Consider the following 18,902-nt stretch of genomic DNA (forward strand, 5'->3'; position numbering starts at 1 on the left):
AAGGGTGGCGATTGTACTGATGCAGGCGGCTCAGCACACCAGGCTGTCGGCTTGTCGATAGAGCATCAGCAGCTTGCGGGTGATGGTTTGCTGGATGTCGTCACGCTCGAAGCTCGACAGTCGCTCCAGGCGTGCCAGCTGCAGGCGATGCAGGTGGATATAGGGCATCTGCTGGTCGAACTCGCGCAGGTCGCCCTTCATCAGCACCGGCAGGAACAGATCACCGATTTTCTTCTGGTTGCTGATGATCTGCGCCAGGGCTGGTTTGAAGGGCATGGTCTTGGGCGCCGGCCCGCCATCCCTGATCTGGGTGCTGAGCAGCAGGCCCGGTTTACCCAGAACCTTGCCCGGCAACACGCACAGGCCCGTCTTGCGGATGGCCTGGCTATCGATGCCGTGCAGGGTGTCGTGGAAGGCGTAGGGATTGGGCAGCACCACCATCTTGCGCCCGAGATCGGAGGGGAAGTGCAGGCTGTAGTTGGTGTACAACTGCCCCACCGACTCGGAATAGACGCACAAGCGGTTCTCGAACAGCTTGATGAAACGCTCGGCCAGCTCACGGCGGGCCATGCTGTCCAAGTCCCAGATCAGGTCCTGGTTCTGTGGTCGACTGAAATCGACCTCCTGATGCTGCATGCTGCTCATGGTCGACTCATACGCGGAACTGCCCAAGCAGACGACTGAGCTGGTCGGCCAGCTGTTTCAGGTGCTGGCTGGCCGCGCTCGACTGCTCGGCAGCCTCGGCGGTGTTGTGGGCCAGCGCTGCCGTCTGCGTGACGTTCTGATTGATGTCCTCCACCACGTGGGATTGCTGCAGGGTGGCGCTGGCGATCGAGGCATTGAGACCGGTCAGGTTGCGTAGCGACTGAGCGATCTGGGCGAGGCTTTCGCCGGCCTGGCTGGCTTGTTCCACAGTCAGTTGGGAGGCGCGACTGCTTTCGTTGATCACCTTGACCGCGGCCTCGGAGTTGCCCTGAAGACGCTCGATCATGCCCTGAATTTCTGCGGTGGAGGTTTGCGTACGTTGCGCCAGCAGCCTCACTTCGTCGGCAACCACAGCGAAACCGCGACCCTGCTCACCAGCGCGGGCAGCCTCGATGGCAGCGTTGAGGGCGAGCAGGTTGGTTTGCTCGGCGATGGAGCGGATCACCTCCAGCACGCTGCCGATCTGCGTGCTCTCGCTGGCCAGTGACTGGATCACCTCGACGGCCTTGTCGATGGTGCCCGACAACTGATCGATCTGGCGCAGGCTCGCTTCGATGTTCTGCTGGCCATGTCTGGCCTGGTCCTCGGCGGTGTGCATTTCGCTGGAGGCGTGCTCGGCGTTCTTCGCCACGTCCTGCACACCGTAGGTCACCTCGTTGACGGCGGTCGCGACCAGCTCCATCTGCTGCGCCTGTTGCTGGCTGTGACGCTGCGCCTCACTGGAAATGTCGCCAAGCGAGCGGGCGGCCTGATCGAGCGAACCGGCTGAATCGAGCATCTGCCGGATCACATGGCGCAGCTTTGCGGTAAAGGCATTGAAGTAGGTTGCCAGGGCAGTCAGTTCGTCACGCCCGTGGGTGTCGAGGTTACGGGTCAGGTCGCCTTCACCGCTGGAAATGCTGGCCATGGCGTCCACTGCAGCTTGCAATGGCTGCACGATGCTGCGCGTGATCAGCACGACCAGCACCGCCAGCAGCACGGCAATCAGCAAACCGATGCTCATGGCTTTGATCGCCTGAGCCCGGAACTCCACCTGGACATCATCGACATAGACGCCGGAGCCAATAATCCAGCCCCAGGGTTGGAACAGCTCGACATAGGAAATCTTCGGTACCGGGTCAGTGGCGCCGGGTTTGGGCCAGCGATAATCGACCTGACCCGCACCTTTGCTACGGGTCACAGCGACCATCTCGTTGAACAGCTCTTTGCCATCCGGGTCCTTGAAGCCACCAAGATTCTGGCCTTCGAGCTTGGCATTCATCGGATGCATCAGCATGACCGGGGTCTGGTCGTTGATCCAGAAGTACTCCTGGCCGTCATAGCGCAAACCGCGCACCACATCCATGGCTTGCTTCTGCGCCTCTTCGCGGCTCAGGCTGCCGGCGCTTTCCAGGCTATGGAAATGCTTGAGAATACCGGCCGCGCTCTGCACCACATGCTCGGTCTTTTCCGATTTGCCGGCATAAAGGTCGGTGTGGATCTGGCGCAGCATATAGGCGCCCTGCAAAATCAGCGTCAGGATGGCCAACGCGAGGATCAGCCAAAGACGTCGGCTGATGGGAAGACTACGCAAGCTGTTCATGGACGAATTCCTGATTGTTGTAATTGTCGGCTTCAGGGTTGCTTCGAGTGGCACAGGGCAATACTGGCACAACGAGGCATTATTCACTCTAGTTGTCTGATAGCATTTCGGCACCCCGGCAAAGAACCTGAATAGCACCGCGTTAGACCGTTGCCAGGAACCTCCACAACTGACTTGTGTCCCACGGCCGGGGCCAAGCTCCACGTTTTAAATTTACGCGTAGGTAGTCGCCACGCTTTGGGGGATTTGATGGATATCTGGATGGCCTTTCAGGCCCTGATTCTGGGCATAGTGGAAGGCCTGACCGAGTTCCTGCCGATTTCCAGTACCGGACACCTGATCGTGGTCGGTGACCTGCTGGGCTTCAATGGCGAAACCGCGACGGCGTTCAAGATCATCATCCAGCTCGGCGCCATTCTGGCCGTTATCTGGGAATTTCGAGCGAAAGTACTCGGCGTGGTCGTGGGCTTGCCCAGTGACCCGAAAGCCCAGCGTTTCACCTTCAATCTACTTTTGGCGTTCATCCCTGCGGTGATCTTCGGCCTGGCCTTCGCCGATCTGATCGAGCACTGGCTGTTCAATCCGATCACCGTGGCCATGGCGTTGATCATCGGTGGCGTCATCATGCTCTGGGCGGAGAAGCGCGAACACGCGATCAAGGCCGAGTCGGTCGACGACATGACCTGGAAACTGGCGCTCAAGGTTGGTTTTGCGCAATGCCTGGCGCTGATTCCGGGCACGTCACGCTCAGGCGCCACCATCATCGGCGGCCTGGTATTCGGGCTGTCGCGCAAGGCCGCGACCGAGTTCTCGTTCTTTTTGGCCATGCCGACCATGGTCGCGGCCACGGTCTATTCGCTGTTCAAGTACCGCGACATCCTGCAGATGAGTGACTTGCCGATCTTCGCCATCGGTTTCGTCAGCACCTTCATCGTGGCGATGATCACCGTGCGCGCCTTGCTCAAGTTCATCACCAGCCACAGTTACGCGGTGTTCGCCTGGTACCGCATCGCTTTCGGCCTGGTGATTCTCGCCACCTGGCAGTTGCACCTGATCGACTGGAGTACGGCGCAACCGTGATCGGTAACGAGCGCAAGGGGCGTCTGAAAAGCTGGGACGACGCCAAAGGCTTTGGCTTCATCCAGCCGCAGGACGGAGGGGGCGAGGTATTCGCGCATATCTCTGTGATGCGCGGTGATCGCCGCCCGCAGCCAGGTGACGAGGTGTTGTTCATCGCGGGGCGTGACGAGCGAGGGCGGCCACGTGCCGAGCACTTGCGCCTGGCTGGTGAGCTCAGCCTCGATCGCCAGGCGATTCGGCGTAAACCGAAAGCGCCTGTCAAGGCCGCGCCCGCAACGCGAAAGCCTGTTGCCAAACCCACGCAGCGGTCAGCGGCGCAGGGGACTATCCAGAATTTCTCCGGCAAGGCCGTGATGTTCGTATTACTCTGCATCCTGCCATTGCTCGGCTCCGTGACACTGTTCGGCAAGGGGCTCTGGTGGATGCTACCGCTCTATCTGCTGGCCAGCCTGCTGAGCTTTATGCAGTACTGGCTGGATAAACGTAGCGCTCAGAGCGGTGGTCAGCGCACGGCAGAAAACACCCTGCACCTGGTTGAGCTGGCCGGTGGTTGGCCAGGCGCGCTGATCGCTCAGCAGGCGTTCCGGCACAAAACGCGCAAAGCGTCCTATCAGGCGGTTTTCTGGCTGATCGTCGCCGGTCATCAGTTGTTCTGGATCGATCTGCTGTTGCTCGATGGCGCCTATATCGCCCGTCATATCCCCTTATTCGTCCAGTAGCAGGCCGGGTTGCAGGCGTTTGGGCAGCTTGCGCACCACCAGTTGATGCGAGCGCGTCAGTAACTGGCGCAGTTCATCGTCGCCCAACGGCAATCGCTGGGCGCTCATGCTGACCCAGTGAGCGCGCGCCAGATACGGGGTAGGGCGGATGCCCGGGCGGTCGACATAGCCGAGAAACAGGTCGTTATCGACCTTGAAGGCCAAGTCTTCGCCGAGAAAATCGAGGATGGCGAACATCTTGTTGCCCGCTACCGAGAACACCCGGTTGCTGCCCCATTTGAGGTCTTCACGGGCACCGGGTAGGGCGAGGCAGAAAGCGGCGATCTGGTCTGCAGTCATGGATATGTCCCTGGCGATTCCGACAAGCAGTCTATCGGACACCGAAGGGTAGTGCGTAAGCCCTGCTTTCTGGTGCTGTCTATGAAGATGCTGGCGACGATGATTGGCATCGCAGTGCTGTGATCATCCGGCGTTTTGGCGCCGCTCGGGGGAGTCTTGTAGACTCTGCTCCCCGTGATCACGCGCGAGCCGGAGCTCATCCGAGCCTCAGTCAAAACCTCCATGAAAGCCCATCGCCGTCTTAGGTTCTCTCCCTGGCTGTTACTGAGCCTGTTGCTGCTGTCACTCTCGACAAGGGCCGATGTTGGCTATCTCGACGTCGCGCAGCTGGGCACGCAGCCGCTGTCGCTGACTACACATGTCGGAATGCTGGAGGATGCCGCGCGAGGGCTGACGCTGGAGGACGTAAGCTCGCGCGAAGTGAGCGAGCGCTTCCGATATGAGCGCGTCGAAAGCTCATCCTTCGCACTGGGCTTCACCCGTTCGGCCTACTGGTTTCGTCTTGACGTCGGCAATGCCAGCGACCAGTCGGTGACGCGCCTGCTGGTGGTCGACAATCCACGTATATCCCTGGTCGATGCCTACGTGCCAGACGGGCAGGGTGGCTATCGCGCCTGGTTCACCGGGGCTGACCGCCCGCAGGGCGGCAAGGCTTACGACAATCGCAACTTCGTCTTCCCGCTGCACCTGGCTGCGCACTCTCAGCAAGAGGTGTACCTGCGGGTCGAGTCGAGCATAGGCCTGCTGGTGCCGTTACAGCTCTGGTCGGTGCAGGCGTTCCATGCCTACGAGCGCGAAGACTACATGGCGCGTGCCGGATACATGGGGATCGCCATTGCCATGATCCTGTTCAACCTGATGCTGTTCATCGCCCTGCGTGAGCGGATTTACCTGCTCTATGTGACCTTCGTGTTGTGCGCCGTCTGCGCTTTGACGATCAAGAACGGCATGGCGCCCGACTGGACATTGTTTGGCCTGCCGCTCAACTCCAACGTGGTGTATTACTCCGGCGCATCGCTGGCGCTGAGCGGGATGTTGCTGTTCATGCGCAGCATGCTGCAGACCACACGCCTGTTGCCCCGAGTAGACCGCGGTTTGCTGGCGTTGGTGGCTCTGTACCTGGCTTCCCCACTGATCTACGCCGTCGCCTTGCCACAGGTCTCACGAGTGGCCATCGTCGTCTATTTGCTGACCGCCTTCGTGATGATGGGGGTAGGGCTGGCCTGCGCCCTCAAGCGCCAGCGCAGCGCCTACTTCTTTCTTGCTGCCTTCGGCCTGCTGATTCTTGGTGGTGCCACCACGACCCTGCGTGCCCTGGGCATCTTGCCGACCAACGCGTTTACGGAAGACGGCCTGCAGATCGGCTCGTCACTGGAGATGCTGCTGCTGGCCTTCGCACTGGCCGACCGCATCAACGTGATGCGTCAGGAAAAACTGCAAGCTCAGGCAAGGTTGCTGCAAGCCCAGGAACAACTGGTGGAAACCCTGCAGCATTCCGAACGTGAGCTGGAGCACCGCGTTGCCGTACGTACCGAAGAGCTGCAGGTACTCAATAGCCGGCTGGAGACGCTCAGCCTGACCGACGCACTCACGGGCATCGCCAACCGTCGGCACTTCGACGAGGTCTTGGCCAAGGAATGCAAGCGCGCCCAGCGTGTCGGTGAGCCGTTGGCCCTGGCCGTGCTGGATGTCGACTGGTTCAAGGCCTACAACGACCATTACGGCCACCCCGCCGGCGATAGCTGTCTGCAGCAGATTGCGCATACCCTGGCAGCAACCATCAGTCGTTCCACCGACCTGGTGGCACGCTATGGCGGTGAGGAATTCGTCTTTCTCGCACCTTCGACCGGGCTTGCCGGGGCGCAAAGCATGGCAGAGAAACTGGTGAAGGCGGTCGAAGCATTGACGCTGTCACACGAGCGTTCGCCTTTGGGGCACGTCACGATCAGCGTCGGCATCGCCTTGATGCAGAGCGACTCCAACAGCCCTGCGCAGACGCTTCTGCAACGGGCCGATGCAGCGTTGTACCGGGCCAAGAGCCAAGGTCGCAATCGCGTGGTGTGTGATGGGCAGGCATAAAAAAGCCCCGGAGCATCCACCCTGGGGCTGAGGAGGGCCGGCAGGGCGCCGACCGGGGAGAGTGGGTTCAGGCCTGCGGCTGCCAGCCGCCACCGAGCGCCTTGTAGATCGCGACGATGCCGCTGTACAGCTCGACCTCCGCAGAGGCCTGGGCATCTTCGGCGGCCAGGCGCTCGCGCTCGGCGTCCAGCAGCACGAGGAAATCTACCGTGCCTTCGCGATAGCGAATCGCCGCTTGATCCGCCGCCGCACGGCTGGCTTCGGCCTGGCGAACCAGGGAAACCAGGCGCTGCTGGCGTTTGGCGTAGTCGCTGAACGCGTTTTCCGATTCCTCCAGCGCCAGCAGCACCTGCTGCTCGTATTGCGATAGCGCACCATCGGCCTCGGCTTCGGCGCCGCGCAGACGCGCCCGCACGCTACCGAGATCGAAGGCCGCCCAGCTGATGCTCGGTGCTACGCCCCAGGCGCGGGCAGCTGAGGAGCCCAGCTGTGAGCCGCGCCCGGCGGTAAAACCGAGAAAGCCGGAGAGGCTGACCCGTGGAAACAGGTCAGCAGTCGCTACGCCGACCTCTGCCGTGGCCGCCGCCAACTGACGCTCGGCCGCCTGGATATCCGGGCGGCGGCGCAGCAGTTCGCCCGGGTTGCCGATGGGCAACGCCTTGGCAATCACCGGTAGCGGTTTGGGCGACAGATCGATCTGCAACTGCTCCGGGCGTTGGCCAAGCAGGGTGGCGATGCGGTTTTGCGCACGCACCTGTTGGGCCTGCAGTTGCGGCAGGCTGGCTTCGGTGGCGGCCAGGCGGGCATCGGCACGCAGTACGTCCAGCTCGTTGCCAACGCCGGCATCGCGCAATTGCTCGGTGATGGAACGCGAATCCTGCTGATTCTTCAGGTTTTCACGGGCGATGCTTTCGCGTAATTGCGCGCCGCGCAGGGTGCCGTAGGCATCGACCAGCTCGGCGATCAGGCTGACCTGCAGCTGGTAATAATCCGCTTCAGCCACTTCGATGCGTGCTTCGCTGGCTTCCAGTTGGCGCTGGATACGGCCGAACAGGTCCACTTCCCAGGCCATGTCCAGGCCCAGGTCGTAGCGTTCCTGACGAATACGTTCGTCCGTGGTCGGAGGCTGCTGGGCCTTGCCGAACTCACCACTGGCGCGGCTGGTAACGGTGGGGAAACGGTCATGGGCCACGTCATCACGAATCGCCCGCGCCGCACGCAGGCGATTGAAGGCGACGCGCAGCTCGCGGTTGTCCTGAAGCGAGCGCTGCACCAGCTGGTTCAGCGTCGGGTCGTCGAACTGCTGCCACCAGGCGGCTTCGAAACGGCTACGGTCATAATCGGCCGCTTCCAGCGCGGCGATGCGCGCCGGGTCGGTTACAGGCGCTCGGTAGTCCGGGCCGACGGCGCATGCCGACAGCGCCAGGGTCAGGAGAGCGGGGGCAAAGGCTTTCATGCATGCGACTCCTGCAGACGGGCGGCTTTGCGGGCTTCGCGTTTTTCGACGGAGCCGCGAATCAGGACATAGAACACAGGCGTCAGCAGCAGACCGAAGAAGGTCACACCGATCATCCCGGAGAACACCGCCACACCCATGGAGTGGCGCATCTCGGCACCTGCACCGCTGGACAGCACCAGCGGCACCACGGCCATGATGAAGGCGATCGAGGTCATCAGGATCGGGCGCAGACGCAGGCGGCAGGCCTCGAGCACGGCCGCGACACGATCAAGCCCTTCTTCCTGTTTCTCCTTGGCGAACTCGACGATCAGGATCGCGTTCTTGCAGGCCAGGCCTACCAGTACGATCAAGCCAATCTGGGTGAAGATGTTGTTGTCGAGACCCGCGATGATCACCCCGGTGATGGCGGTGAAGAGCACGATCGGCACGATCAGAATCACCGCCAGCGGCAGGCTCCAGCTTTCGTACTGGGCGGCCAGCACAAGGAAGGCCAGCAGCACGCAGAGCGGGAAGATGAAGATCGCGGTATTGCCGGCGAGGATCTGCTGGTAGGTCAGATCCGTCCACTCGAAGGTCATACCGATCGGCAGTTCCTCGTTGAGCAGTTTGGCGATGGCCGCTTCGGCCTGGCCCGAGCTGTAACCCGGCGCGGCGGCACCGTTGATCTCGGCAGTGAGGAAGCCGTTGTAGTGCATCACCCGATCCGGACCTGCGCTGTCATCGACCTTGACGAAGGTCGACAGCGGCACCATCTCGCCACGGTTGTTGCGTACCTTGAGCTGACCGATCTGCTCCGGCTCCAGGCGGAATTGCTGGTCGGCCTGGACGTTGACCTGGTAGGTGCGGCCGAAACGGTTGAAGTCGTTGGCATACAGCGAGCCCAGGTACACCTGCAGGGTGTCGAAGATATCGCTGATGGCCACACCGTGGGTCTTGGCCTTCTCGCGGTCGATGGCGGCATCGACCTGCGGCACGTTGACCTGGTAGCTGGTGAACACCGACATCGGGCTCAGCTCCGGCAACTGACGGGCCTTGTTGAGGATGTTCTGGGTCTGCGTATACAGCTCTTCATAGCCCAGGTTGCCACGGTCCTGGATCTGCAGGCGGAAGCCGCCAATGGTGCCCAGGCCCTGTACCGGCGGCGGTGGGAAGATGGCGAGGTAGGCCTCCTGAATCTCACTGAACTGGCCGTTGAGCTCGGCTGCAATGGCGCCGGCAGACATGCTTTCGTCCTTGCGCAGGCCGAAGTCCTTGAGCGTGACGAAAACGATGCCGCTGTTGGGGCTGTTGGTGAAGCCGTTGATCGACAGGCCCGGGAAGGCCACGGTGTTTTCCACGCCCGGATGTTTGCTGGCGATTTCGCTCATGCGCTTGATCACCACTTCGGTGCGATCGAGGGTCGCCGCGTCGGGCAACTGGGCGAAGGCCACCAGATACTGCTTGTCCTGCTGCGGCACGAAACCGGCCGGCGTGCTGGAGAAACCCAGGTAACCGAGCACCAGCAGGCCACCGTAGATCAGCATGGCGATGCTGCTGCCACGCAGTACGCGACGCACGGTACCGACGTAGCGGTTACTGGCGCGCTCGAACATGCGGTTGAACGGGGCAAACAGCCAGCCACCGAACAGCTTGTCGAGCCCGCGAGAGAAGGCATCTTTCGGTGCGTGATGGTCCTTGAGCAAGATGGCAGCGAGGGCCGGCGACAGGGTCAGCGAGTTGATGGCCGAGATCACCGTGGAAATGGCGATGGTCAGTGCGAACTGCTGGTAGAACTGGCCAGACAGGCCGGAGATGAAGGCCGTCGGCACGAACACGGCGCACAGCACCAGGGCGGTGGCGACGATGGGGCCGGTCACCTCTTTCATGGCCTGGCGAGTGGCCTCGACCGGCGATTTGCCCAGCGCGATGTTACGTTCGACGTTCTCCACCACGACGATGGCGTCGTCCACCACGATACCGATGGCCAGCACCAGGCCGAACAGCGACAGGGCGTTGAGCGAGAAACCGAACATGTGCATGACCGCGAAGGTGCCGATCAAGGACACAGGTACGGCAGCCAGGGGGATGATCGAGGCGCGCCAGGTCTGCAGGAACAGCACGACCACCAGCACCACCAGCACGACGGCTTCGAGCAGGGTGTGCACCACTGCCTCGATGGAGCCGCGGACGAAGATGGTCGGGTCATACACCACTTCGTAGTCCATGCCTTGCGGGAAGGACTTCTTCAGCTCGGCCATGCGCTCGCGCACCGAGTCGGAAATATCGATGGCATTGGAGCCGGGACGTTGGAACACCGGGATGGCGACCGCCGGCTGGTTGTCCAGCAACGAGCGCAGGGCGTATTGGTTGGAGCCCAGTTCGACGCGGGCGATGTCGCGCAGACGAGTAATCTCGCCGTTGTCACCGACGCGGATGATGATGTTCTCGAACTCTTCCTCGCTGACCAGGCGGCCCTGGGCGTTGATCGACAGCTGGAAGCTGTTGCCTGCATCGGAAGGCGGCGCGCCGAGCGCACCGGCGGCGACCTGACGGTTCTGTTCGCGAATGGCGGTGACCACGTCGGTGGCGGTGAGACCGCGCGAGGCTACCTTGTTCGGGTCGAGCCACACGCGCAGCGAATAGTTGCCCATGCCGAACAACTGCACGTCGCCGACGCCGTCCAGGCGCGCCAGCTCGTCCTTGACGTTGAGCGCGGCGTAGTTGGACAGATAAAGCATGTCGTAGCGCTGATCCGGCGAGGTCAGGTGCACCACCATGGTCAGGTCCGGGGAGGCCTTGTCCACGGTCACGCCAAGACGCTGCACTTCAGTGGGCAGTGTCGGCATGGTGCGGGTGACGCGGTTCTGCACCTGCACCTGAGCGTTGTCCAGATCGGTGCCGAGGGCGAAGGTCACGGTCAACGTCAGGCGACCGTCGATGGTCGACTGCGACGACATGTAGAGCATGCCCTCGACGCCGACGATGGCCTGTTCCAGCGGCGAAGCGACGGTTTCACCGATCACCTTGGGGTTGGCGCCGGGGAAATCGGCACGCACCACGACGGTAGGCGGTACCACTTCCGGGTATTCGCTGATCGGTAGCTGGAACAGCGAGATGGCGCCGCCGATCAGGATCAGCAGTGACAGCACCGCGGCGAAGATCGGCCGCTGGATGAAGAATTGCGAGAAGTTCATGGGTCTTTCCTCTAGACGCGCGGGCTTGATCAGCCGCGCGGCGAGCGAGCTTCGATTTTTTCAGCGGCAACACGCGGGGCCTGGCTGCCATCGACGGCCTGGCGCATGCGGGCCAGTTGTTCGAGGGTGCTGTCATCGGCCATGGACACGGGTTGCGGATCGACGGTGGAGCCGGGCATGGCGCGCTGCAGGCCATTGACGACAATCTTCTCGCCCTTGCTCAGGCCGCTACGCACGATGCGCAGGCCTTCGAGCTTCGGCCCCAGCTCGATGGAGCGATAGGCCACGGCGTTGTCGTCGCCCAGCACCAGCACGTACTTCTTGCCAAGGTCGGTGCCGACGGCTTCGTCCTTGATCAGAGTGGCAGCGTAGGGCTTGCTGCCAACCAGTTTCAGGCGCGCGTACAGACCCGGGGTAAAGCGACCATCCTGGTTGTCGAACACGGCGCGGCCACGAATGGTGCCGGTGCGCGGGTTGACCTGATTGTCGAGAAAGTCCAACTGGCCAAGGTGCGGGTGGTCGGTTTCATCGGACAGGCCGAGATATACCGGGCTGGCACCACGGGCGTCGGCGCCGGATTGACGAGCCAGCTCGATGTACTTGAGGAAGGCACGCTCATCGGCATCGAAGTAGGCGTAGACCTTGTCGGTGGAAACCACCGAGGTCAGCAGGCTTTCGCCGGCACCAACCAGGTTGCCTTCGGTGATTTCTGCGCGGCTGACCCGGCCATCGATGGGCGCGGTGATGCGCGTGAAGCCAAGGTTGAGGCGAGCGTTTTCCAGTTCGGCAGCAATCGCAGCGACCTGAGCCTGAGCTTCGGTGGCGGCGCTGGTACGGGCATCGGCCAGCTCAGCGGAAATGGCGTTGCTCTGACGCAGGCGTTCGCCGCGGCGGGCTTCGTTGGCGGCGCGGGCCTGGCTGGCACGAGCCTGTTGCAGCTGGGCTTCGAGACGTTTGACTTCAGCCTGGAATGGACGTGGGTCGATCTGGAACAGCAGGTCGCCTTTCTTCACCAGCGTGCCTTCGTTGAAGGCGACCTTGTCGATGTAACCGGAGACGCGTGGGCGGATTTCGACGGATTGCGGTGCTTCGAGGCGCCCGGTGAACTCGTCCCATTCGTTGATCGGCTGCTCGATCACTTCGGCAACGCTGACCTTGGGTGCGGGCATTTGCGCCTGAGTCTGCGCAGCCTGTTCGCAGCCGCTGAGTGCGAGGACGCCGGCGAGGGCCAGGGGGAATATCCAGATGTTCTTGTGCTGCTGTTCCATGGGTGACTCCGCCAGTCGGATTTGTGGATTGGCGGAGTCTGCGACGAGTCTTGGAGGGCTACGAATCGAATGCCATGAATTTCAATATCAGCGGGAATGATAAAAGACGGACTTATATCAATTTCGATCTATGAGGGTGCGCCAAGGTTCCTGAAAGCACTTGGATGGTGCATTTCCAGATATTTATCAGAGGCTGTCCGGGTCGCCGCAGAACATCTGAATGCGCGAACGTAGCCAGCGCTCGGCCGGGTCATTGTCCTGGGCGCCGCGCCAGGCCATATGCAGCTCGAAGGTCTGCGTTTCCAGCGGCAGCTCCTCGGCGCGCAGGCCGCCAGCTGCGGTCAAGGCGGCGGCGGTGTAGTCCGGCACGCTGGCGACGATATCGGTTTCCGCCAGCAGGGTCGCCAGGCCGTTGAACTGCGGCACGGCCAGTACGATGTGGCGCTCGCGCCCGACCTTGGCCAGCTCATCGTCGATGAAGCCGGTAAGGTCTCCGGCGAATGACACCAGCGCATGCGGACGCGCGCAATAATCGTCGAGGCTCAGTGCCCCGGGTACGGTGTCGGCACGCAGCAGCTTGGCCTTGCTGCGGCGGAGAACCTTGCGTTTGGCGTTGGCCGGCAGCTCCTCGGTGTAGGCAACGCCCACCGAGATTTCGCCCGACGCCAGCAGCCCCGGCATCATCAGGTAGTTGGTGCGGCGAATCACCAGCACCACACCTGGGGCTTCAGCGCGCATACGGCGCAGGAGGGCGGGTAGCAGGGCGAACTCGACGTCATCGGACAGGCCGATGCGAAACACCGCCTTGCTGGTAGCAGGATCGAAGTCTGAGGCGCGGCTGACAGCGGTGGAGATCGAGTCCAGCGCCGGCGAGAGCAGGGCGAAGATCTCCTGCGCGCGCGGTGTCGGTTCCATGCTGCGCCCGGTACGCACGAACAGTGGGTCATCGAACAGGGTACGCAGACGAGCCAGCGCCGCACTGATGGCGGGTTGGCCGAGAAACAGCTTCTCTGCAGCCCGCGTCACACTGCGCTCGTGCATCAAGGTCTCGAAGACGATCAGCAGGTTCAGATCGAGGCGACGCAGGTCGTTGCGGTTCATCCGGGTACCATTCGAGGGATACGGGCCTTGTCAGCACGGCGCTGCAAATGAGAGCCTTTGCCCGGGCAATAGTACGGGCAGTGTGCAGCGGATTGAAAGCTGCTGAATCACTGACAGGCATGAAGACTATCGATAGAGTCTGATAGTGTCGCCGCCGCACAGCGGATAGAGTCCACAGTCATTGAAGTGTTAATCCGCGATCAAGCTCGAGGTAAGCGATGTCCCGCATGATCCGTTTTCATAAGTTCGGCGATGCCGATGTGCTCCAGTACGAAGAGGTTCCGACGCCTGTGCCCGGCCCTGGCGAAGTCTTGGTGCGCGTTCAGGCCGTAGGCCTGGGCTGGAAAGACGTGCTGTGGCGGCAGAACCTGGCGGCCGAGCAGGCCAAGCTTCCGGCCGGTACTGGCTTTGAACTGGCTGGCACTGTGGCCGCGCTAGGTGATGGCGTGAGCGACTTCGACGTCGGCACCGCTGTTGCCGGTTTCCCGGCCAGCACGCCGAACCGTTATCCGACCTGGGGCGATCTGGTGCTGATGCCCAGCCACGCCCTGACCCGTTATCCCGACGTGCTCAGCCCGGTCGAGGCCAGCGTGCATTACACCAGCCTGCTGTTCGGCTATCTGGCGCTGATCGACCTCGCGCATCTGAAGCCCGGCCAGCATGTACTGATCACCGAGGCTAGCCACTGCATGGCGCCGCAAACCGTGCAACTGGCCAAGGCACTGGGTGCCAAGGTCATCGTATCCACCAGTTCCTCGGAGGATCGCGAGTTCCTGCGTGGCCTGGGTGCGGACAAGGTGATCGCGACCGAAGAGCAGGACCTGGTTCTGGAAGTCGAGCGCTACACCGAGGGCAAGGGCGTCGAGGTGATTCTCGACCAGTGTGCCGGCCCGCAGATGAAACTGCTGGGTGATATCGCTGCACCGCGTGGCAAGTTGATTCTGTACGGCATCAATGGCGGCAACGACACGGCATTTCCTGCCTGCGCAGCCTTCAAGAAGCACCTGCAGTTCTTCCGTCACTGCGTACTGGATTTCACTGGCTGCCCGGAACTGGGTATCGAGCCGAACAACGATGCTGTACAACGCGCACTCACACACATTAACCAGATGACGGCGGACCGTCTGCTGACGCCGGTGATCGACAAGGTGTTCGATTTCGAAGACTTCGTCGAAGCGCATCGCTACATGGAAACCTGCCCTAATCGCGGGCGAGTGGCTCTGAAACTGGCCACGGATTAGGCTCTGTACGAAAAGTGCCTACGCTCGGTGATGCTGCGTTAAAAACAGGCTCAGAATGCTCATTTACAGCACGTAAACTCCGCTTCTTCGCCTGTTTTTGCCTTGCCTGACCTTCGCTCGACGACTTTTCATGCAGACCCTAAAGTCTGTGGTCAGGCGGTCGCTATAAACCTAGGTCTACGTTCTTTCTAAGGATAGGTTCATGAGTCTGGTTACCGGCGACGCGCTATCGCTATTGTTGTTTCGTTTGCATAGCGGCCGCCTGCTGGGAATCAACCTGCTCAAGGTCAATGAGATTATTCCCTGTCCGGCCTTGACCAAACTGCCTAATCGTCACCCCAATGTTCGCGGCATCGCCACCTTACGCGGCGCCGCGATGACGGTGATCGACCTGGCGCGCGCCATCGGCGAACGCGGTGCGGCTGACGAAGACGACGGCTGCCTGATCGTCACCGAGCTGAGTCGCTCGCGTCAGGGCCTGCATGTGAAAAGTGTCGAACGTATCGTGCAGTGCTCCACCCGCGACGTGCGTCCGCCACCTGCTGGGGCCGGTAACCGGGCCTTCATCACTGGCGTGACCCAGATCGATGGCGCCATCGTGCAGATTCTCGATATCGAGAAGGTGCTGCACGATATCGCCCCAGCACTGGAAGAGGCCCCCGTTGGGCAACTGCTCGATGGCCAGGACGCACGCCTGTTACAAGGCCGCCGTGTGCTGTTGGTCGACGACTCGCAAGTTGCGCTGCAACAGACCCTCAACGTGCTGCGCCAACTGGGGCTCGACTGCACCGCAGTGCGCAGCGCCCAGGCTGCCCTGCAGCAACTGCATGAATACCATCAGGCCGGCATGCCATTCGAGCTGCTGGTCTCGGACATCGAGATGCCGGAGATGGACGGCTACAGCCTGGTTCAGGAAATTCGTCGCAGCCCCGATATCGCCGATACCTACGTGCTACTACACACCTCGCTGGATAGCACCATGAATACCGAGAAAGCACGCTCGGTCGGTGCCAACGCGGTGCTGACCAAGTTCTCCTCGGTCGATCTCAGTCAGGCACTGCTCGATGCCTTCCGGCAAATGAGCGGTCAGCACTAAGCCTGCCCCTGCAAGTCCTTGCCACCAGCGGCAAGGGCTTGCCTCGTCATCCTCCTTGTCTATCTAAATATTCAATGCTTTCAATTGGTTAAGTGCGCCTAATAAATTGGCATGCGCTTTGATTCAGTGCGCCTGGCAATTGCAACTCAGTCAAGGAGCACAGCATGAGCACGATTGGAGGTATTGGCAGTTACGGTGGCATATCGCTGACGGGGTTTCGCAACAAACCCGGTGAGGAGCAGGGCGGGTTGGCCCAGTTGGCGCGCAATGTCGAGAAGACCACGCGCACGGCTAACGCTGAGTCCGAGCGCGAGTTCCGCGCCAGGCAGGCGACGGAGGAGGGCTTTGCTCGCTTGCGTGTCGCGCTGCAGAACGCGTCAGACGGCAAGGTCGATACATCGGTCAGTTCGGGGCAGGTGGAAAAGCCACTGGGCGACGAGGGCGGTAACGCCGCACTGGAGGCCTTCAAGGCCTATATGGCGATGACCCCGGCGGAGAAGATGCGCGACAGTATCCCCAAGGAAATGGGCATGACCGAAGAGGAGATCGAGGCACTACCACCCGAGCAGCAGAAGGCAGTCGAAGAAGAAATTGCCCAGCGTATGGAGGATCGAGCGAAGATGCAGGCCCTGTCAGAAGACGATGGTCATTCTTATGGGCTGATCTGACTGGCGGGCGCCGTGGCGGACGAATGTTCCTGGGTTTGGTCGGTAAAAATCCGCGAAATAAATCACGGATGATTCTTGTTTTGGTGAAAAGTCATTGGAATTTTCACGGGTTGAACTGTCTATCAATCGACGACAGTTCAACCCATGAGCTTGAAGCCGGTTGAGCTTTCACCAACGCAAAGAATCTTGATCAGGTCGTTCTTAATATGGATGTTCTTTCCGAGTTCTTCGAGCGCACGAGCCTGCAAGGGCGACTGTTATTCGCCGGCCCGGTGGACGGTACTCTGGTGCTGGACAAGCCTCCTGGCATGGCCTTTATTCACGTGATCGAGCGCGGTGCACTGGATATGGTGCATGCCGATAAACCGCGCATTGCGATCAGTGAACCGAGCGTGCTGTTCTGCCCCAGCACCTGCTGCTACAAGCTGCGCGCGCACCAGCCAGGCGGCGTGGATCTGATTTGCGCTTCGTTCCAGTTCGGGCGTTCAGGGCAGCAGCCATTTCCACTGGGCCTCTTGGAAACCCTGGTGTTTCCGCTCAGCGCCCTTGAGCAGCTTGGGCCGGTGATCGGTTCGTTGGTCAACGAATTCCGCACGCCGGCGCCAGGTCGGAGCAAGGCGCTGAACCTGCTGTTCGAGTACGTCTTCGTCCTGCTGGTACGCCGCGCGGTGAGCGAAGGGCGTATTACCAGTGGCCTGCTTTACGCATTGCAGGACAGTCAGCTGGGGCCTGCCTTGATCTGCATCCACCAGGAACCTCAACTGGCCTGGAGCGTCGAGCGCCTGGCCGAGCTGGCGAAGATGTCGCGTACCAAGTTCGCAGCGCTGTTCTCCGAGGTCATGAGCATGACCCCCATGGCTTATGTGACGGCCTGGCGCATGAAGGTAGCGCAGGATCTGCTGCGTGAGGGGATGCCGATCAAGGTGATCGCTGACTCGGTGGGCTACGCATCGCAGGCGTCGTTTTCACGTACCTTTGCCCAGCAGGTCGGGCAGCCGCCAGGCGAATGGCTACGGGCTGAAGGGGAAGATCCGCCGTCAAAGCTGCAGGTGCAGATTTACCGCGACTGAGCATGGTATGCCCAGGGCTGCCAGTGCCCTGGGCATATCTCAGCGATCAGGCGACCACAGGAATCAACGGGTCCGCAGCAGCGAGGGCGATGTCGCGCTTGGCTTCTGGCGGGTAGATCCACTGGGTATTGATCTGCATCTTGAGCTCTTTGCCTTCCTTGCCGGTCAGCACTACCTTGCGCTCCCAGCCTTCGGTGAACACAGCACCCCAGGCGCCCAGGTCCAGACAGGTGACGTACTTGGGTTGGCTGTAGGGAATCGGCTCGACACCCAGTAGATCAGCTGCAGCGTTATTGCCGGAAGAGCGGCCGAGAGCTATCGCGTGCTGGCAGGTCATCAGCGCATGATTGCCACGATCATCCACCGCGGCATAGGCAGTATCGCCAGTGGCGTAGATGGCGTCCTGACCAAGCACTTTCAGGTTGCGGTCGACGTGCAGGCGTCCGAGAGCATCACGCTCGCCATCGATCTGCTGCGTCAGCGGTGAGGCCTTAACCCCGACGGTCCAGACTACGGTGCTGGCTTCGATGCGTTCGCCGTTGTCGAGTTGCACGCCATGCTCGTCGACCATAGACACCGGGCTGCCGAGCTTCCAGGTCACGCCCAGGGTATCGCTGGCTTCGGCGATTACCGAAGCGATCTGCTCACCCATTATGCTGCCGACCTGTTTACCCATGTCGACGACGATTACCCGCACATCGGCCTCCTTGCCCAGAATGGCGCGCAGTCGTGCCGGCATTTCCGTGGCCGTTTCGATACCGGTGAAACCGCCGCCCACTACCAAGACAGTATTGCGTGCCTGGCTTGCGGGTTTGTCGCGCAAGCTCTGCAGGTGGTTTTCGAGTTGCTGTGCCGACTCCAGGCTGTCGACGTCGAAGGCGAAGCGATCAATCCCGGCCAGTGGCGGTCGGGCGACCTGGCTACCGGAGGCCAGAATCAACCGGTCGAAACTCAGTTCGGCCTGGGCGCCGCTCGCATCGCGGTAGATCACTCGCTTGCCTGCGGTATCGATACGCGTAGCGCTGCCTTGCACGAATTGCACACCGACCGCATCGAACAACGGCCCCAGCGGGGCAACGGTAGTGGTCAGGTCGCTTTCATAGAAGCGTGGACGCACGCGCAGTTCGGCCTGAGGGGCGAGAAGGGTCACGGCGACATCCAAGCGCTGGTGCTGGTCAAGCAAGCGAACGGCGCTCAGCGCACTCCACATACCGCCAAAACCGGCGCCGATGATCAGGATCTGCTGTTTCATATCGTTAATTCCCGTAGTTGGAGAGAAAGCTGTTGGCTGTCGACGGGATTGATTGTGTGGTTGTTTTGGA

15 protein-coding genes are annotated in these 18,902 nt (G+C 61.5%); 7 read left to right on the plus strand and 8 right to left on the minus strand.

The window, feature by feature from the left end; genetic code table 11:
• Positions 1-30 precede the first annotated feature (30 nt).
• Positions 31-645 carry a hypothetical protein gene (locus tag EGJ86_RS10685; RefSeq protein WP_125835090.1) on the minus strand — a complete coding sequence of 205 codons (615 nt, stop codon included), beginning with the start codon at positions 643-645 and terminating at the stop codon, positions 31-33.
• A gap of 7 nt (positions 646-652) precedes the next feature.
• On the minus strand, positions 653-2,287 hold the full coding sequence (locus tag EGJ86_RS10690; RefSeq protein WP_125835091.1) for a methyl-accepting chemotaxis protein: 1,635 nt from the start codon (positions 2,285-2,287) through the stop codon (positions 653-655).
• A 249-nt stretch (positions 2,288-2,536) separates the two neighbouring features.
• On the opposite strand from EGJ86_RS10690, the gene EGJ86_RS10695 reads away from it, so the two are divergent.
• Both EGJ86_RS10695 and EGJ86_RS10700 read left to right on the plus strand, forming a co-directional pair.
• Positions 2,537-3,367 (plus strand): undecaprenyl-diphosphate phosphatase, encoded by an 831-nt coding sequence (locus EGJ86_RS10695; RefSeq protein WP_099524084.1) that lies wholly within the window; start codon positions 2,537-2,539, stop codon positions 3,365-3,367.
• A complete protein-coding gene (locus EGJ86_RS10700; protein WP_125835092.1) occupies positions 3,364-4,086 on the plus strand; it encodes a cold shock and DUF1294 domain-containing protein in 723 nt (240 codons plus the stop codon). The genes EGJ86_RS10695 and EGJ86_RS10700 overlap by 4 nt, the downstream gene beginning before the upstream one ends.
• On the opposite strand, the gene EGJ86_RS10705 is transcribed toward EGJ86_RS10700, so the two are convergent.
• Complete coding sequence (locus tag EGJ86_RS10705) at positions 4,072-4,425, minus strand: MmcQ/YjbR family DNA-binding protein (protein WP_125835093.1); 354 nt, start codon at positions 4,423-4,425, stop codon at positions 4,072-4,074. The two genes, EGJ86_RS10700 and EGJ86_RS10705, sit on opposite strands and share 15 nt — an antisense overlap.
• A gap of 222 nt (positions 4,426-4,647) precedes the next feature.
• Here EGJ86_RS10705 and EGJ86_RS10710 point away from each other — a divergent pair, with 222 nt between their 5' ends.
• Complete coding sequence (locus EGJ86_RS10710) at positions 4,648-6,504, plus strand: diguanylate cyclase (RefSeq protein ID WP_125835094.1); 1,857 nt, start codon at positions 4,648-4,650, stop codon at positions 6,502-6,504.
• 67 nt (positions 6,505-6,571) lie between these two features.
• Here the strand turns inward: EGJ86_RS10710 and EGJ86_RS10715 are convergent, their stop codons facing one another.
• The 4 genes from EGJ86_RS10715 to EGJ86_RS10730 form a co-directional block, all read right to left on the minus strand.
• Positions 6,572-7,960, minus strand: a complete 1,389-nt coding sequence (locus tag EGJ86_RS10715; protein ID WP_125835095.1) for an efflux transporter outer membrane subunit — start codon at positions 7,958-7,960, stop codon at positions 6,572-6,574.
• Positions 7,957-11,136, minus strand: coding sequence for an efflux RND transporter permease subunit (locus EGJ86_RS10720; RefSeq protein ID WP_125835096.1), 3,180 nt, complete (start codon positions 11,134-11,136; stop codon positions 7,957-7,959). Before EGJ86_RS10720 ends, EGJ86_RS10715 begins: the two co-directional genes overlap by 4 nt.
• A gap of 29 nt (positions 11,137-11,165) precedes the next feature.
• Positions 11,166-12,404, minus strand: coding sequence for a multidrug efflux RND transporter periplasmic adaptor subunit MexE (gene mexE / locus EGJ86_RS10725; protein ID WP_055985636.1), 1,239 nt, complete (start codon positions 12,402-12,404; stop codon positions 11,166-11,168).
• Positions 12,405-12,590: 186 nt separating this feature from the next.
• Positions 12,591-13,505, minus strand: coding sequence for a LysR family transcriptional regulator (locus EGJ86_RS10730; protein ID WP_055985639.1), 915 nt, complete (start codon positions 13,503-13,505; stop codon positions 12,591-12,593).
• Positions 13,506-13,723: 218 nt separating this feature from the next.
• On the opposite strand from EGJ86_RS10730, the gene EGJ86_RS10735 reads away from it, so the two are divergent.
• The 4 genes from EGJ86_RS10735 to EGJ86_RS10750 all read left to right on the plus strand — a co-directional run bounded on the left by EGJ86_RS10735 (position 13,724) and on the right by EGJ86_RS10750 (position 17,580).
• A complete protein-coding gene (locus tag EGJ86_RS10735) occupies positions 13,724-14,746 on the plus strand; it encodes a zinc-dependent alcohol dehydrogenase family protein (RefSeq protein ID WP_125835097.1) in 1,023 nt (340 codons plus the stop codon).
• 202 nt (positions 14,747-14,948) lie between these two features.
• Positions 14,949-15,842: a chemotaxis protein CheV gene (locus EGJ86_RS10740; RefSeq protein WP_055985653.1), complete on the plus strand. Its 894-nt coding sequence runs from the start codon at positions 14,949-14,951 to the stop codon at positions 15,840-15,842.
• Between the two features lie 164 nt (positions 15,843-16,006).
• Entirely contained in the window at positions 16,007-16,510 is a 504-nt protein-coding gene (locus EGJ86_RS10745; protein ID WP_055985657.1) for a hypothetical protein, read from the plus strand.
• A gap of 206 nt (positions 16,511-16,716) precedes the next feature.
• On the plus strand, positions 16,717-17,580 hold the full coding sequence (locus EGJ86_RS10750) for an AraC family transcriptional regulator (RefSeq protein ID WP_055985660.1): 864 nt from the start codon (positions 16,717-16,719) through the stop codon (positions 17,578-17,580).
• 46 nt (positions 17,581-17,626) lie between these two features.
• On the opposite strand, the gene EGJ86_RS10755 is transcribed toward EGJ86_RS10750, so the two are convergent.
• The gene (locus EGJ86_RS10755) at positions 17,627-18,832 is read right to left on the minus strand and encodes an NAD(P)/FAD-dependent oxidoreductase (RefSeq protein WP_125835098.1); all 1,206 of its coding nucleotides are present in this window, start codon (positions 18,830-18,832) and stop codon (positions 17,627-17,629) included.
• Between the last annotated feature and the right edge of the window lie 70 nt (positions 18,833-18,902).

Origin of the sequence: Pseudomonas sp. o96-267 (assembly GCF_003935465.1) — a bacterium.
In the GTDB taxonomy this organism is placed as follows: domain Bacteria; phylum Pseudomonadota; class Gammaproteobacteria; order Pseudomonadales; family Pseudomonadaceae; genus Aquipseudomonas; species Aquipseudomonas sediminis.